Origin of the sequence: Pseudomaricurvus hydrocarbonicus (assembly GCF_011602365.1) — a bacterium.
GTDB classification, from domain to species: Bacteria; Pseudomonadota; Gammaproteobacteria; order Pseudomonadales; family Cellvibrionaceae; genus Pseudomaricurvus; species Pseudomaricurvus hydrocarbonicus.
In genome coordinates this window covers 196,825-211,306 of record NZ_JAAONZ010000006.1, presented here as the reverse complement: position 1 = coordinate 211,306, position 14,482 = coordinate 196,825, and the positions used below count along the sequence as shown (strand labels likewise).

The 14,482-nt window shown below is 54.9% G+C and carries 14 protein-coding genes; 7 read left to right on the top strand and 7 right to left on the bottom strand.

All coding sequences use genetic code 11. The annotated features are described in order from the left end of the window. Positions 1-67 precede the first annotated feature (67 nt). From G8770_RS10670 to G8770_RS10655, 4 genes are all read right to left on the bottom strand, one after another. Positions 68-1,048, bottom strand: coding sequence for an alpha/beta hydrolase (locus G8770_RS10670; RefSeq protein ID WP_167185988.1), 981 nt, complete (start codon positions 1,046-1,048; stop codon positions 68-70). A gap of 290 nt (positions 1,049-1,338) precedes the next feature. Next, positions 1,339-2,172: an SDR family NAD(P)-dependent oxidoreductase gene (locus tag G8770_RS10665; protein WP_167185985.1), complete on the bottom strand. Its 834-nt coding sequence runs from the start codon at positions 2,170-2,172 to the stop codon at positions 1,339-1,341. Positions 2,173-2,207: 35 nt separating this feature from the next. Next, positions 2,208-2,969: an SDR family NAD(P)-dependent oxidoreductase gene (locus G8770_RS10660; protein WP_167185982.1), complete on the bottom strand. Its 762-nt coding sequence runs from the start codon at positions 2,967-2,969 to the stop codon at positions 2,208-2,210. Positions 2,970-3,010: 41 nt separating this feature from the next. Next, a complete protein-coding gene (locus G8770_RS10655) occupies positions 3,011-3,814 on the bottom strand; it encodes an SDR family NAD(P)-dependent oxidoreductase (protein ID WP_167185979.1) in 804 nt (267 codons plus the stop codon). 113 nt (positions 3,815-3,927) lie between these two features. On the opposite strand from G8770_RS10655, the gene G8770_RS10650 reads away from it, so the two are divergent. From G8770_RS10650 to G8770_RS10625, 6 genes are all read left to right on the top strand, one after another. Next, positions 3,928-4,380, top strand: coding sequence for a GbsR/MarR family transcriptional regulator (locus G8770_RS10650; RefSeq protein WP_167185977.1), 453 nt, complete (start codon positions 3,928-3,930; stop codon positions 4,378-4,380). A gap of 273 nt (positions 4,381-4,653) precedes the next feature. Next, positions 4,654-5,505: a TauD/TfdA dioxygenase family protein gene (locus tag G8770_RS10645; protein WP_208022188.1), complete on the top strand. Its 852-nt coding sequence runs from the start codon at positions 4,654-4,656 to the stop codon at positions 5,503-5,505. 73 nt (positions 5,506-5,578) lie between these two features. Next, positions 5,579-6,442, top strand: a complete 864-nt coding sequence (locus G8770_RS10640; RefSeq protein ID WP_167185974.1) for an SDR family NAD(P)-dependent oxidoreductase — start codon at positions 5,579-5,581, stop codon at positions 6,440-6,442. 20 nt (positions 6,443-6,462) lie between these two features. Then, positions 6,463-7,074, top strand: a complete 612-nt coding sequence (locus G8770_RS10635; RefSeq protein WP_167185972.1) for a carboxymuconolactone decarboxylase family protein — start codon at positions 6,463-6,465, stop codon at positions 7,072-7,074. A gap of 12 nt (positions 7,075-7,086) precedes the next feature. Continuing rightward, a complete protein-coding gene (locus tag G8770_RS10630) occupies positions 7,087-7,647 on the top strand; it encodes a nuclear transport factor 2 family protein (RefSeq protein ID WP_167185970.1) in 561 nt (186 codons plus the stop codon). A 22-nt stretch (positions 7,648-7,669) separates the two neighbouring features. After that, the gene (locus G8770_RS10625) at positions 7,670-8,296 is read left to right on the top strand and encodes a carboxymuconolactone decarboxylase family protein (protein WP_167185967.1); all 627 of its coding nucleotides are present in this window, start codon (positions 7,670-7,672) and stop codon (positions 8,294-8,296) included. An 82-nt stretch (positions 8,297-8,378) separates the two neighbouring features. On the opposite strand, the gene G8770_RS10620 is transcribed toward G8770_RS10625, so the two are convergent. The 3 genes from G8770_RS10620 to G8770_RS10610 form a co-directional block, all read right to left on the bottom strand. Beyond that, on the bottom strand, positions 8,379-10,232 hold the full coding sequence (locus tag G8770_RS10620) for a flavin-containing monooxygenase (protein ID WP_167185964.1): 1,854 nt from the start codon (positions 10,230-10,232) through the stop codon (positions 8,379-8,381). A gap of 170 nt (positions 10,233-10,402) precedes the next feature. Further along, positions 10,403-11,248 carry a TauD/TfdA dioxygenase family protein gene (locus G8770_RS10615; RefSeq protein WP_167185962.1) on the bottom strand — a complete coding sequence of 282 codons (846 nt, stop codon included), beginning with the start codon at positions 11,246-11,248 and terminating at the stop codon, positions 10,403-10,405. Positions 11,249-11,407: 159 nt separating this feature from the next. Beyond that, positions 11,408-12,724 carry an amidohydrolase family protein gene (locus tag G8770_RS10610; protein WP_167185959.1) on the bottom strand — a complete coding sequence of 439 codons (1,317 nt, stop codon included), beginning with the start codon at positions 12,722-12,724 and terminating at the stop codon, positions 11,408-11,410. A gap of 235 nt (positions 12,725-12,959) precedes the next feature. Between G8770_RS10610 and G8770_RS10605 the strand changes: the two genes are divergently transcribed. Next, positions 12,960-14,390 (top strand): aromatic ring-hydroxylating oxygenase subunit alpha, encoded by a 1,431-nt coding sequence (locus tag G8770_RS10605; RefSeq protein WP_167185956.1) that lies wholly within the window; start codon positions 12,960-12,962, stop codon positions 14,388-14,390. Positions 14,391-14,482 lie beyond the last annotated feature (92 nt).

Genomic DNA, 14,482 nt, shown 5'->3' with positions numbered 1-14,482 from the left:
CTCACCACTGAACAAGGCAGCCCATTTTAAAGACGACAACCTGGCCGCTTGAGTCTGACTCGTTAAATCAATGGGCGCTGCTATCGGCTTGTTGTTTCAACAGGATCCGGGCCAGCTCCAAAAAGTTCAGCGTGTCCTGCTGGGCCGAGGGAATGGCCTGACGGTAGGTGGCAAAGCCGTGGATGTTGCCCTTGGCCTCGTAATAACTGGTAGGAACGCCCGCCTCGATCAGTTTGGCGGCATAGGCCCGGCCCTGGTCCCGTAGCGGATCCAGTGATGCCGTCACCAGTACGGTCGGCGGCAGACCGTGCAAGTCAGCAAGTAAGGGGGAGGCACGTAGACTGTTGGGGTCAGCGGCATAAAAGTCTTCATCGTCATCTGAAATGTCCAGACCATACCCCTGACTGAACTGTTGCGCCGAAGGGTATTTCTTCGTCCGGTCCGAGGCGGGATAGATGGGCAACTGCATGATCACTGGCAAGGTTGCCGGTTGGTCGCGCAGGGCTAGCGCAGTCACCAGCGTCAGGTTGCCGCCGGCACTGTCACCACTGAGAATCAGCCCGGTAAACTCCCGCCCAAAGGCCTTGCCGTTTTCGGCAATCCAGCGGGCGGCGGCCTCACCGTCATCCACGGCTGCCGGCCAGGGATTTTCCGGTGCCAACCGGTATTCCACCGAGATCACGGGAAGGTCCAGCTGGCGAGCCATTTCCGCAGTCAAGCTCTCGTGAGTCTCAATACTGCCAACGATATAGGCTCCGCCGTGAAAAAACACCAGCACCGGACCGGCGTCTCGTTCAGCGCGCGCATCAAACAAACGCAGGCGGATTTCACCCCCCGGCCCAGGCATGATCACATCTTTCACCGTGGCCAGCTCACCCATCGGCAGATCGTCGGTGCTCTTCATTTTTTCCGCGGGAATTTTACGGATCATGGCCAGCATTTCACGGGTCAATGTTGGCCGGGGGTGCGCTTGCAGATTATCGAGATAGGCGCGAACATCGGGTCGAACATAAGGCATCGCGGACTCCTGGGAGGATGAATTTTGCATGCGGTTTTCAGCCTGCGGTTCCGCTTGGGACCATCCCGCTGGCGACAGCAAAACTGTAACACTGGCTATTTGTAACAGCCGCTTTTTCAAGTTCCTCACTTTATTCTCCTTTATTATAAATTTGAGAAATGAAATTTATACATCGACGCATTTGTGAAAGTGCCGCGACCAACAAAGTTGCAGACAGCCGGTCGACAAGCACCCTTTTGGACAAGCTACACATCGCTCCATTCTACGGACAACAGAGTCTTCCGGTGAAGTCTGGATTAGCCCAATCGCACCATACCGGCTCAATCGCTACACAGAAAACGCTGCTCAGGCGCGCCCATGGAGGTGCGATAACTCAGCGGCGCCTTGCCATCCAGATCTTTGAGACCGAAGCGTTGGCCCATCTCTGCGCCAATTAACGTTTCGCCCGACCACTGCATCCGCTGTGGGTCTTGCCACAAGCGCTCGATGACCATACCACTGAACTCCGGTGTCTCAAAAGTTGGCAGTCGCGCCACCAGCTCCGGTGGCAACTGCTCTGGTGGAACAGCCTTGATCAGGTCAGACAAAATAAACCCGGGCCACAGCGACACCGAAGCCACGTTGTGAGGGCGCAAGTCTTCCGCCATATCAAACGCCATTTTATCCGTGCCCGCTTTGGCTGCACCGTAGGCAGGACCATGAAAATAGGACACGGCACCGTAGAACGAAATATGCACCATGAGGCCGCCACCGGTTGCAATCATCAACGGTGCGGCGGCGTACGCGGCCACATAGCTGGAGCGCAAGCCCACATCAATCATGTCTACCAGGTGCAGTGGCTTTTCCCAAAAGGGGCCCGGCGCCGACAGTTCTGCGGGGTAAACGGCGGTGGCGTTGTTCACCAAAACGTCCAACCGCCCGCCTTCCTGGCGCACGCGCTCAAACATCGCGGTTACCGCCGCATCGTCGCGATGATCACACACTACCGACACACCACACCCACCGGCGGCATTGACCTCTGCCGCGGCGGCCTCCAACTCACTGGCATTGCGACCCGTGAGGTACACGGTAAAACCACACCTGCCCAGCGCCCGGGCAATGCCACGGCCGAGGCCGCGACTGGCCCCTGTCACCACTGCGACTGATTGCGTCATTGTTCATTCCTCTCTGATGATGGCGAATGCCGTGCTTAACCGGCGGTAATACCGTTATCGATATTGATGACCGCGCCGTGATAGCCCCGAGCCGCGTCCGTGGCCAGAAAAGCCACCATCTGTGCCACATCATCAATCTCTACCAGACCGCGCAGCGGGGAGATACGGGACAGCAAACTGGTGTCCGGATTCGGCAATTCCCGCAAGCCGGCGGCCAGCGCGGTCATCATGCCACCGGGAGCAACCGCATTGAAACGAATCGGTTGATGCATGTACTCCATGGCCAAAGACTTGGTCAGGTGAGTCAGCGCCGCCTTGGTGGACGAGTAGGCCGCTAAATAGGCCTGGCCCATGTGCGCGGCACAAGAGGTAACGTTCACCACGGCGCCATGGTGTTCCAGCAACTGGGGAATAGCCGCCTGAATCAAATGAAACGGCGCGCTCAAATTGACGGCCAGGGTGGTGTTCCAATCCTCATCGCTCATCTCGGTGCTGTGTGTGGGCATAAACACCGCCGCCACGTTACAAAGGGCATCAAGTCGCCCGAAATGTTTGATGGCAGCCGCCACGGCACTGCGGCAATTGTCGGCACTGGCCAGATTGACGGCCTGCACCAGAACCTCCACCCCCAGTGCGCGAATCTCACTGGCGGTTTGTTCCAGGGCCTCGGGATTGATGTCCACAATGCACAGGTTGGCGCCGGCACGGGCCAGCGTCAGCGCCGTTGCTTTGCCAAGCCCGGCTGCGGCACCGGTGACCAGCGCAACTTTACCGTTCATATTACTGGGATTCAGCATGTTCACGCTCCATAACTGGATAATTTGAATTCTGATCGACGTTACACAGCAAAGTCGTAACCCCCATTCACCGGATAGGTTTGACCGGTGATCCAGGCCGCTGCGTCTGAACACAAAAACAACGTCATGCCGGCGACATCGTCGGGTTGGCCAAAGCGGCGTATGACATAGCGGGAAACATGCGCTCTGGCTTGTTCACTGGCGAGAAATTCGGATTTTTGCGGTTCTTGCAACGGCGGTTCCAGCGTCGACAAGGACACACTGTTGCAAGTGATGTTGAAGCGTCCGGCCTCTTTGGCCAGCGAGCGCATAAAGCCGGCCGCGCCGGCTTTGGCGGCCGAATACACCGCCAGCCGCGATTCCCCCACGCGCCCGGAGTCCGACACAATGGTCACCACACGGCCGCGTTGTTGTTTGGCCATACCGGGCAAAATGGCATGGCAGCAATTCATCACCCCTTTGAGGTTGGTGTGAAAATAGCGGTCCCAGTCTTCAGGGTCGGTTTCCCAAAACAGGGGGGAATGCTGAATGCTGGCATTAGGCCCGGCGTTGCCGGCATTGTTGACCAGAATAGTGATCGGCCCCAACGCTTGTTCGGCCTCGCTCACCGCCGCCTGTACCGACGCCAGATCACCGACGTCGGCCTGCACGGCACAGGCAGGCACCCCCAGTTCGCGGATCTCGGCCGCCACAGCTTCGGCGCGCTCCAGCACATAATCGTTGACGGCAACCCCACCCGGGTTGTGATGCGCCAACATCACGGCGATTGCACGTCCCGCCCCCTGACCCGCGCCGGTCACAAATGCCACCTGACCACCCAGATCGAACGGATCGTCTCCAATCATTTTGAATTCCTCATGTTAACTTTTATCGTTATTGAAATTTTCAGGGCAAGCCGGACAAGAAATAGCCGATTGACCTTCGTGTTTAAATTCACTATATTCGGTTTATGTCGAATATGTCAAAGTTAACCATCACGCCTGATCAACTCCAATTCATGGATGACCTGGCCGCGCTGTTGTTGCCCTGGGGAATGACCAACGGGGTTGCTCGCCTGTACGCCTGCCTGTTGATACAGGAACAGCCCATCAGCCTGGACGAGATTTGTGCAGCCCTGGAGATCAGCAAAAGTACCGCCAGCGTCAGTGCCCGCACGCTGGAGCAATCCAAGCTGGTGAAACGACATCGTGTGAAAGGAACCAAGCGGGTGCTGTACAGCGCCGTCAATGACACCGCCGCAACCGTCGCTGATCACGCAACCATGCAAGGCAATCTGGCATCATTGCTGTTAAAAAATGCCAACCTCTCTGACAGCGATCTGGTCATCAACCGGTTACAGCATATGGCCGATTTCTGTCTGACCATGCAGCAGGTTATGGAAGCCGCCATCCGCGAACGCCAGGCGGAATAACCCCCTCTCCCCCTCAAGCCATCAGGGGCGAACAACCTGGTAAACCCAATCGATCGCTCCGCCGGCCTCTTATCAGTGCCCTGCGATACTCAGTCGCTTCACTTGCATCAAACCCCAACCCACGCACTATTCAACATCCTTGTTGACCAACTGATCCCATCTTGCTATAAATGTTGAACACATGTTCAGCACGATAACTGATTGCTCAGACACGATTAATTCTGAAAACAACACCCTCTGGCTTAACGCCAGATCCAAGCTGGAGAGCTTTTCATGAATGCCTCTGAAATGACAAACACCTCTGCAAGTACCTCGGTAAATGGCCTGACCCGGATTGACCTGACACCGCGCATCGCCAGTGAACTGCGTGCCGACCAGGAAACCCTGTTAAGCGGCCATGTGTCCGCCGACATCCGGGCTCTGCTCGAAGAGCGCGGCGTGGTTGCCTTTCGGGAATTGAATCTGAGCGACGAAGAACAGCTCACCTTCACCAAAACCCTGGGTACCAGCTCGCAAGACTATAAAATCACCAAAATCACCATGGACCCGCTGGAAAACCCCAACGCCAGCTACATCAAAGGCGCCTTCTACTGGCACATCGACGGCACCATGCTGGATATACCCATCTTTGCCTCCGTGATGAGTTCCCGACGCTTGTCCACCGTCGGCGGTCAAACCGAGTTCAGCAACACCTACGCGGCCTTTGATGATCTGCCCGAATCCGAACAAAAAGCACTGGAACAACTGAAAGTCGTGCATATGTTTGAAACGTCACAGCGTTACGTCAACCCGGAACCCTCGTTTGAACAGCTGCAAGACTGGCAGAAACACCAGCCCAATACCCTGCCGCTGGTGTGGAAGCACCGCACCGGACGCAAGTCCCTGGTGATTGGCTCCACCGCCTCCCACATTGAAGGGATGGGCTTTCGCGAGGGACAAACGTTGTTGACCAAACTGCGCGACTGGGCCACGCAACCCCAGTTTGTCTACCGGCATGAATGGACCGTGGGCGACCTGGTGATCTGGGACAACACGGGCACCATGCATCGGGCCATTGCCTATCCGATGGACAGTGACCGCCTGATGTATCGCACCCAAGTCGCCGGTGACGAACCGTTTGCCTGATGGCATCTGCTACTTTTTGAAGATGAGTTCATAACCATCACACATCCCAAAGAATAATAACTGGAGAAACCTCATGTCTGAGACAGCCCCCGTTGCGGTGGTAACTGGTGCCAGTCGAGGTGCCGGACGAGGCATAGCGCTCGCGCTCGGCAGCCATGGCTGTACCGTTTACGTCACCGGTCGCTCAGAAAAAGCCGGTGATGCCACCTTACCCGGTACCATTTATGAGACCGCCGCCGCTGTGACAGCCGCTGGCGGCAAGGGTATTGCGGTGCGGGTTGATCACGGCGTCGACAGCGACGTCGAGGCCCTGTTTCAACAAGTGGAAGCCGAACAGGGGCGGCTGGACATTCTGGTGAACAACGCCTGCGCGCTGCATGATGACCTGACGAATCCCGGCCATTTCTGGGAAAAACCCCTGGGCATTGTCAACATGCTCGATGTCGGTTTGCGCAGCAGCTACGTCGCCAGCTATTACGCAGCACCGTTAATGGTCAAACAAAAAAACGGGCTGATTATGTTCACCTCAGCCTCCGGCTCCGTACACTATGTTTACGGGCCTGTGTACGGTGCCCACAAGGCTGGAATGGACAAGTTTGCCGCCGACATGGCCGTTGATTTAATAGACTTTAATGTTACCGCCGTCTCTGTGTGGATGGGCGCCCTGCAGGCCGAGCGCCTGCAAATGGTGATTGATTCCGATCCCGACAAATACCGCTATTTGCTGGAACATACTGAAACTCCCGAATTTACCGGCCATGTGATCTGGCATATCTACAACGATCCGGAGCGGATGCAACTGAGTGGGCAGACGGTCATCGGGGCAGAAATGGCCATCAAATACGACTTTCAAGACAGCAATGGTCGTCAACCCGCGTCCTGCCGCGCGGCCCATGGTGTGGAACCACGCATTCAACACCCTTACATCATCCGCTAATGCGCGACCAGGAATTTGCCATGACGGAAAAAGATCCCTCACCACGGTTAGCGCGTCTTCGGCGTGAACAAATCACACCAGAGATGCAGGCCATGTTTGATCTGTTTGCCGGTTCCACCGACCTGAACATTGAGGACAATCATGTTTTAAACACCCTCGCTCAGCACCCGCAGTTGGCCGCGCAGTACTTACCGTTCAATCATTATCTGCTGCGGGAGTCCTCCCTGCCTGTGCGCCTGCGACAAATTGCCATTCTGCGTTTGTCCTGGCGTATCAATGCCACCTATCAATGGTCCAGTCACCTGCGAACCTCTTTGCGTAACGGCCTCAACCCGGACGATTTTGAATGTGTCAAAGGGGCTAACAACTCGCACCACTGGACAGCTCAGGAACGCACCATCCTGCGCGCAACGGACGAACTGATAGATCACCACGCACTGAGTGACGACGCGTGGGCCGCGCTGAATGAATTTCTGACAACTCGCGAGATCCTGGATTTTCTGTTTACGGTTGGCGCCTATCAATTGCTGGGAGGAGTACTAAACAGTGTCCGGGTCGATCGGGAAGAAGAGTTGTTGCAACTGGCCGCACAATTTGGCGCACCGCCGACAGCCATCCCGTCATCCCCCTAAGAGAAGCCCACCATGGAACCCACCCACACGCTCGAACAACTGATCAAAGACGTCGAATACCTCAAAGACCGCAGCGCCATCCTCGACTGCATCGCCCGGCACGCCAGAGCGCACGATCGCTTTGATGTGGATATGCTGACCCACGCTTACCACGAAGACGGGGTCGACGAACACGGTTACGCCATCAACCCCGGTCCCCAATACGCCGAGTGGGCCAACGCCATTCATGCCGCCGGCGCCGAGCTGCACACCCACAACATCACCACTCATACCTGCGACATTGACGGTGATATCGCCCACTGTGAAAGCTACGTCATTGTGGCACTGCTCAACAAAGACGGCGCCAGTGCACGGATGATCAGCGGTCGCTACATCGATCGCCTGGAAAAACGCGAGGGCCAGTGGAAAATCGCCTTGCGCCGCTCGACAGTCGATCTGCTGATCTCGGGGGATGCGAAAATTTTGAACTCGCCCATCTTCAAAGATCAGGGCTACACCAAAGGGTTGAGAGACAAGCGTGATGTGTCTTACCAGCGACCATTAGATCTCAACCACACCCCGGAACGCTGGTGACTTTATGCCACAGGTCGAAAACATGAACACTCCAGAATCCATTCAGGCCCGTGAAGACGACATCCTCGGCAAACCGCCCCGCATTTCACCACAACACACTGCAGAGGAGATGACCGCGGCGCGCAATCAACTGGCCAAAATTATCGGCGTTGCCAGCGGTGACGACGTGCCCATGGCGGACGCAGAGGTTCCACACATGCTGCTCACAGCGATGTGCCATGAGCAGCTGTTCGACAAGGTGTCGGATGTTTCTGTGTTTCTGTTGAACAATCCCTCACTCGAACTGAGAGACCGGCAGCTGGTCATCTTGCGGGTCGGCTGGTTGTGTCAAATCCCCTACATCTGGGGAGAGCATGTCCAGGTTTCCAAAAGAGTTGGCCTCACCAGCGAGGATATTGAAGCCGTGACCGCGGGCTCGTCCTCGCCCTACTGGAATCGGTACGAACGTGCGTTACTCAAAGCGGCAGAAGAACTGCAGACAAACGCCATGATCTCCGATGACACTTGGGCAACACTGGCAGAACGCTTGAGTGAAAAGCAGTTGTTCGAGCTGATTGTGCTGGTGGGTCAGTTTGCCACCGTCGGTTATTTCCAGAACGCCCTGCGCCTGAAACTGAGCCCCACCAACGCAGGCCTAATGGCACGTTAAGCGTTTCTCGAACCGTCTATCGAACCGTCAGCTTAACGGCGCCACCAGGCTTGAAGGTGAACCGATGTTCAACCAGGCTGTGTTAAGGCCTGGTGATCGACAGCCCCTGCAGATCCCCTTGCTTACGCCAGTTTTCCAACAGGCTGACAAACGCATCCCAGCCCGGTCCGTAAACGTCACCCAGATAGAAACGGTATTTTTCATTGCCGTTTTCATCAATGTCCGGCTTGCCTTCGTTGTTGAAATAGCTGGGGGTACATTCGCGAATCCACTCGGTGCGATCCACGGCTGTATCGCGGATATGTTGCACATACGCACGCTGTGCATCCTCGGTGGGTTCAACCGTCGCATCGCCACGATTCATAGCTTCTTGAATGATGTAACTGATGTGCCTGGATTGCTCTTCGAAGTTCAACGTAAGGCTTGAGTTCAAACCGCCCTGGTTCAAGCCAATCACATACATATTCGGAAAGCCGTGGGTCATGACGCCGTGCAGGGTTTGATACCCCCCGGCCCAATTGTCGTACATCGACAAGCCATTGCGGCCCTCAAATACCTCGAAGCCCCAGCGCCTGTCCAGGTCGCTGGTCACCTCATAGCCACTGGCAAAGATGATGCAATCGACTTCATATTCCTGACCATTGGCCACAAAACCCTTTTCCGTCAGGCGCTGTATCCCTTGCGATTGTGAGACGTCGATCAAATCCACATTGGGGCGGTTGAAGGTTTGGTAATAATTGTCGTTAGAGGTCGGACGCTTGCACTGATACCGATAATAAGGCTTGAGTTTTTCAGCGGTGTTGCGGTCTTCGACAATGGCATCCACGCGGCGACGCAAACGTTCCATCACGCGAAAGTCCATCACGTCCCGGTCTTCTGCGTACCCGGCCATGTCCGGGTAATAATCCTGCTCATTAAACTGATCAGTGAGTCGGCGGTTCACTTCCGTCCAGATATCGACAATCATATCGCTTTCACCGGGCTGATAGCGCTCATTGGCACCGCGATGAAAATTCGCACGGCGCTCCGCTTGCCAGCCAGGCTTCAGTGAAGCGGCCCACTGCGGATCGGTCTCCGAGTTGCGCCGGGTGTCAACACAGGAGGGGGTGCGCTGCAACACATAAAACTGCTTGGCGTATTTCCCCAGGTACGGCACCAGCTGCACGGCGGTGGCCCCGGTCCCGACAATCGCCACTTTTTTATCAGCCAGCTTGTCCAACACCGGCTCGCGTTGGCTGCCACCGGTGTAATCGTAATCCCAGCGGGCCGTGTGGAACATGTGTCCCTTGAAATCGTGAATACCCTCCAAGCCGGGTAATTTGGGGATATTCAACAGGCCGTTCGCGACGATCAAATGCCGTGCACGAATCTCATCACCCTGTTTGCTTTTCACGATCCAGCGCTGCCGGCTCTCATCCCATCGCAGTTGATTCACCAGGGTATGAAACAGGGCTTTTTCATACAGCTCGTATTGTTTGGCAATGGATTGTGCATACGCCAGAATTTCATAACCTTCGGTGAACTTCTTGGAAGGCATAAAGCCAGTTTCTTCCAGTAATGGCAAATAGCAATAGGCATCGTTATCGCACTGCAACCCCGGGTAGCGGTTCCAATACCAGACACCGCCAAAATCGCCAGCGTGATCGATATTGCGGAAATTGCTGATGCCGGCGCGTTTTAATTCAACCCCGGCCATAATGCCGGACCAGCCGCCTCCCAAAATCACCACGTCGATGTCTTCATTCACCGGCTCACGGGGTGTGACAGGCGTATACGGATCGCCTTCGTAGGTATAAGACAAATCTTCCACCGGCTTCACATACTGACTTTGCCCTTGCCGGGTCATGCGCCGATCACGCTCCTGCTGGTATTTTTGCTTTAACGCAGGAATATCGATGTCTTCGGCTGACGGTAAATCCACATCGTACAGAGTCATGGCTTGCAACCTCATTGAGTTCAGGATGGGTATTCCTGATATTTTTATTAACCTGATATTTTTAATAAATAGACAGACAACTAAACGCGACGCGAGGGGAACCAGAGAATCCCTGACCGCAGGTCACTCTCTGACACTGGCGGCGCATTCATAAACCTTGTGTCTACGCTCTACTGAATCGGCTCTACGCCTTCGGTTTTGGTGCGGTGAAGCAAACGACCACAGTCCGGGTCGTAAGGCATGGCGCGATGCATGGTACCGGTGTTGTCCCAGATGACCGTGTCCCCCACGGACCATTCGTGGCTGTAGACAAATTTCGGCTGGGTCGCCCACTCCCTTAACCGAACCAATAAGCGGGTACTCTCGGTGGGGGTCATATCGAGCACATGATGCGCGGTACAGCCTAACACCAGTGATTTGCGACCCGATTGATGAGTCCATACCAATGGCAGATTCACTTCACCCAACCCCATCAGTGCGTTCAGTTGTTCAGAAGAGGGCTCGGGTTCGTAATAAAACAAAGAGGTCCAGGCAGAATGCATGGCTTTTTTATCGGCCACCAGCCGTTTATCCTCCTCTGACAACTGCTCATAGGCGGCGTAGGTATTGCAGAATTCGGTATTGCCTCCCCAGGTGGGCAACACCTTGCTGGTCAAAATGGCGGCGCCAATAGGCACTTTGTTCATGGTGCCGTCCAAGTGCCAGTACAACGAGCCTTTAAGATAGTCCCGGTTGGGGTTTTTCTCTTTATCCAGCGAAATGTTGTAGACTTTTTGTCCCTGTATTTCGGGCAAAAACTTGCCAATAGTTTCGGTGAATTGCACCTGTTCATCATCGCTAAAGTCAATCTTGGGCAGTACCAGTACGCCACGCTGCTCCAGCAACTCACGAAGCTCACTGCCCAGTTCACCGCTCAACAATTCTTCTTTGGAATTCAGAATTCGCGAGCCAATGAATTCAGAAATGTTTTCATATTTCAATTTACCCGTCGCTTGTACTGCGGCTGCATGACTCATTATCGGAGTTCTCCTGCATCAATAGGACTTTGTTATGTCTGTTGATTGTCTGATGTTTGTCTTTTTTGTCTTTTTTGTCTTCTGCAATTCGGCGTCGCGAATCATTGATCATTGCCATCCACAACGGAACTGCCAGAGTTAACCGGCAGCCCCTCACGATCACGCCACTTTCGCTTGCTTTTCAAACATTTTCATTATGTCGCCAGAGGTAATGCGACGCTTCTCTTCACCCTCAGCCAGAGGTGCAGCACCACCACTGGAAATGGGCGTCGTATCCACACCATCCGCCGCCGCCTGAGCCCTGAGTGCACCGACACTCAACTGTTCACGGGTGTAATGCTTGAAGGGGTCAAACCGCAACCAGCGCATGGCATTGAGGTGGGTAATTTTATCGATCTGCAGGTCCGACAAACCATCGAGCGACTTCACCAGGTATTCCGGCACTTCCGGCCACAGCGCATCGGAGTGTGGGTAATCACATTCGTACGCCACCATGTCTTCACCGACGTCCTGTAAGTTCTTCAAGCCGAACGCATCGTCAATAAAACAGGTCATAAAATGCCGGCGGAACACCTCACTGGGTTTCAGGCCACCGAAATCCGAGTGAGTCCAGGCGGTGTGACGGGAATGACTGAAGTCCGCCCGCTCCAGGAAGTAAGGAATCCAGCCGATGCCACTTTCCGACAGAAAAATTCTCAGATCGGGGTAGCGCTGCAGGGCTTCCAACTGCAACCAATCGGCGGCGCCGACGGCAATCGACATCGGCATGGTGGTAATCCAGGCTTCAATCGGGGTTTCCAGCGATGCGTGGGGCTGCGGGTTACCCGAGCCGATGTGCAAACAAATGGTGATCTGGTGGTCGGACAGTGCCTTCCACATGGGTTCCCAATAGGCATTGTGAATACTGGGCAGGCCAATTTTGGTGGGGTTTTCGGTTAAGGTGACCGACGTGCAGCCCATGGACGCTACGCGCTCAATCTCAGCAACGGTGGCGTCCATATCCCATGTAGGCAAAATGGCACACGGAATAAAGCGACCAGGGTCCGTCGCACACCAGTCCAGAATGTGCCAGTCGTTATACGCGCGCAGGTGGATCAGGGCCAGATTCTTGTCCGGAGCATTGTGAAAACAACGGCTGCCATCAAAGCCACCGATGCTGCCAAAATTCAACGAAGCCGCAATGCCATTGACGTTCATGTCATCGAGTCTGGCTTGCGGGTCATAACATCCCTTGCGCACCTGCGCCAGGGACTGCGGTTCCATGCCGTATTCTTCCGGTACCCGGCCGACCACTGCGTTCAGCCCCACGGACGTCATGGTCATGCCTTGATAGGTCCAGTAGTTGGATCCGTCTTCGGTGGTATGAAACTGTGGCGCGGTGGCCAGATCCTCACCCTGCAGGTGACGCTTAAACATGTCCGGGGGCTCACTGATGTGATCATCCACGCTGATGATCACCATGTCGTTCATTTTCATCGCTCTGTCTCCAGCTCATTATTGTGTGGTGCTGATTAATGGTACGGGGCTGTTTAGGCGCTATTTAAGGTCTACAGCACCCTGGCAGTGAAGCCATCATGCACCCACAACTACACAACAGTGTTGACCCAGATCAAGGACAGGCTAACTCCCGGGGAACTACCATAGATCCCACAATCACAACCAATAAATGACTGGTACATTTGCCAGCAATCACCTCAGGCGAGGACTTTCCATGAGCGCAATCACCCAAAACTTGATCCCGGCAACGTCTGCAAAAGAAAACACTCTCATCAGCTTCAATGACTGGCCTTCGAATTGGAAAACAGGCACCCAGAGCGTGGGCACGGGCCGTTATACCGAAACAGAATTTGCTCAGTTGGAGTTTGAAAAACTCTGGAAAAAGGTCTGGCAGGCCGCTGCGCGGCTGGATGAAATACCTGAAACCGGTGATTACACCACCTACAAGATTGGTGACCAGTCCATCTTGCTGGTACGGATTGATGAGAACAACGTCAAGGCCTATTACAATTTTTGCCCCCATCGCGGCACCACACTGGGTGAAGGTTGTGGGCACTTTAAGGACCATAAAATTATCTGTCCGTACCACGGCTGGCGTTGGGATTTGGCAGGCAATATTCAGATGATTCTGGAGCGCAACGAGTTTGCCGGGGGCAATCTGCGCGACGAAGACGTCGCTATGCGATCCGTTCACTGCGTGGTGTACGCCGGTTTTGTGTTCATCAATCTGGATGAAAACCCACAGCCTTTTGAGGAGTTTATTGCTCCGGTCAAACCGTTTCTGGAGGATTTCGTATTGGCCGATATGCACCACGACTGGTGGAAGCGGGCCCCGGTTCCCTGCAACTGGAAGGTCGCACAGGAAGCCTTTTTCGAGGCCTATCATGTGTCCGCCACCCACCCTCAACTGGAAAAAGTGGGCCGCGAAGTGGTCTACGGTGATCGCCAGGACGGTGAAATGTTCTATCGGGATCTGACCTACATCCCACAGCAAAATGGCCATGGCCATTTCTTTGGCGGCGCCAAAACGCCCATTGCCGGACACGTGCAGGAGCCCACCTCGCAAGACAACATGATTGACGCTATGGCACAGCGAATGAACCTGACGGCGGAAGGGTTACAGGCCATGATCCTCAAAGCCGATATTGAATTACTGCTGTCGTTAAAGGAGAAAAATCTGCCCGCTGATGCGAATCCCGGCGCAGAATACGTCAAACTGCAATACGAGACGGCCGCCCAACAGAACCGTCCCATGCCCAAAATGACGGCTGAGAATGTGGGCAAATGGGGCGGTGTGAATTTTATTTTCCCAAACATCCTGATTCTACCGCAAGCGGGTAACGCAGCCATGTACCGAGTGCTGCCCCACCCAACCGATCCCAATCAATGTATTTTCGAGATCCGCTCCCTGAAAACCCTGCCCGCAGCCCAAACCCCGCAACGGGCTGAAGTGCTGGAGGTGACCGACCCCGAACAACAACTGGGACTGATCCCCCGTCAGGATTTGAGCAATTTGCCCCGGGTACAGGAAGGGTTGCGCTCTCAGGGGATGAAGCAGGCGTGGCTGGCGGAAAAGCAAGAATCGTTAATTTTGAACATGCATCGGGAGCTGGATCGTTATCTGCTGGCAGACACTAACGGCTGATTCCGAACTGGACCAAATTCGATAAGACCTAAATCAGAAACGGGTCGGAAGGCAACTTTGATGCCCACCGGCCCACGACCCAATCAACAAAA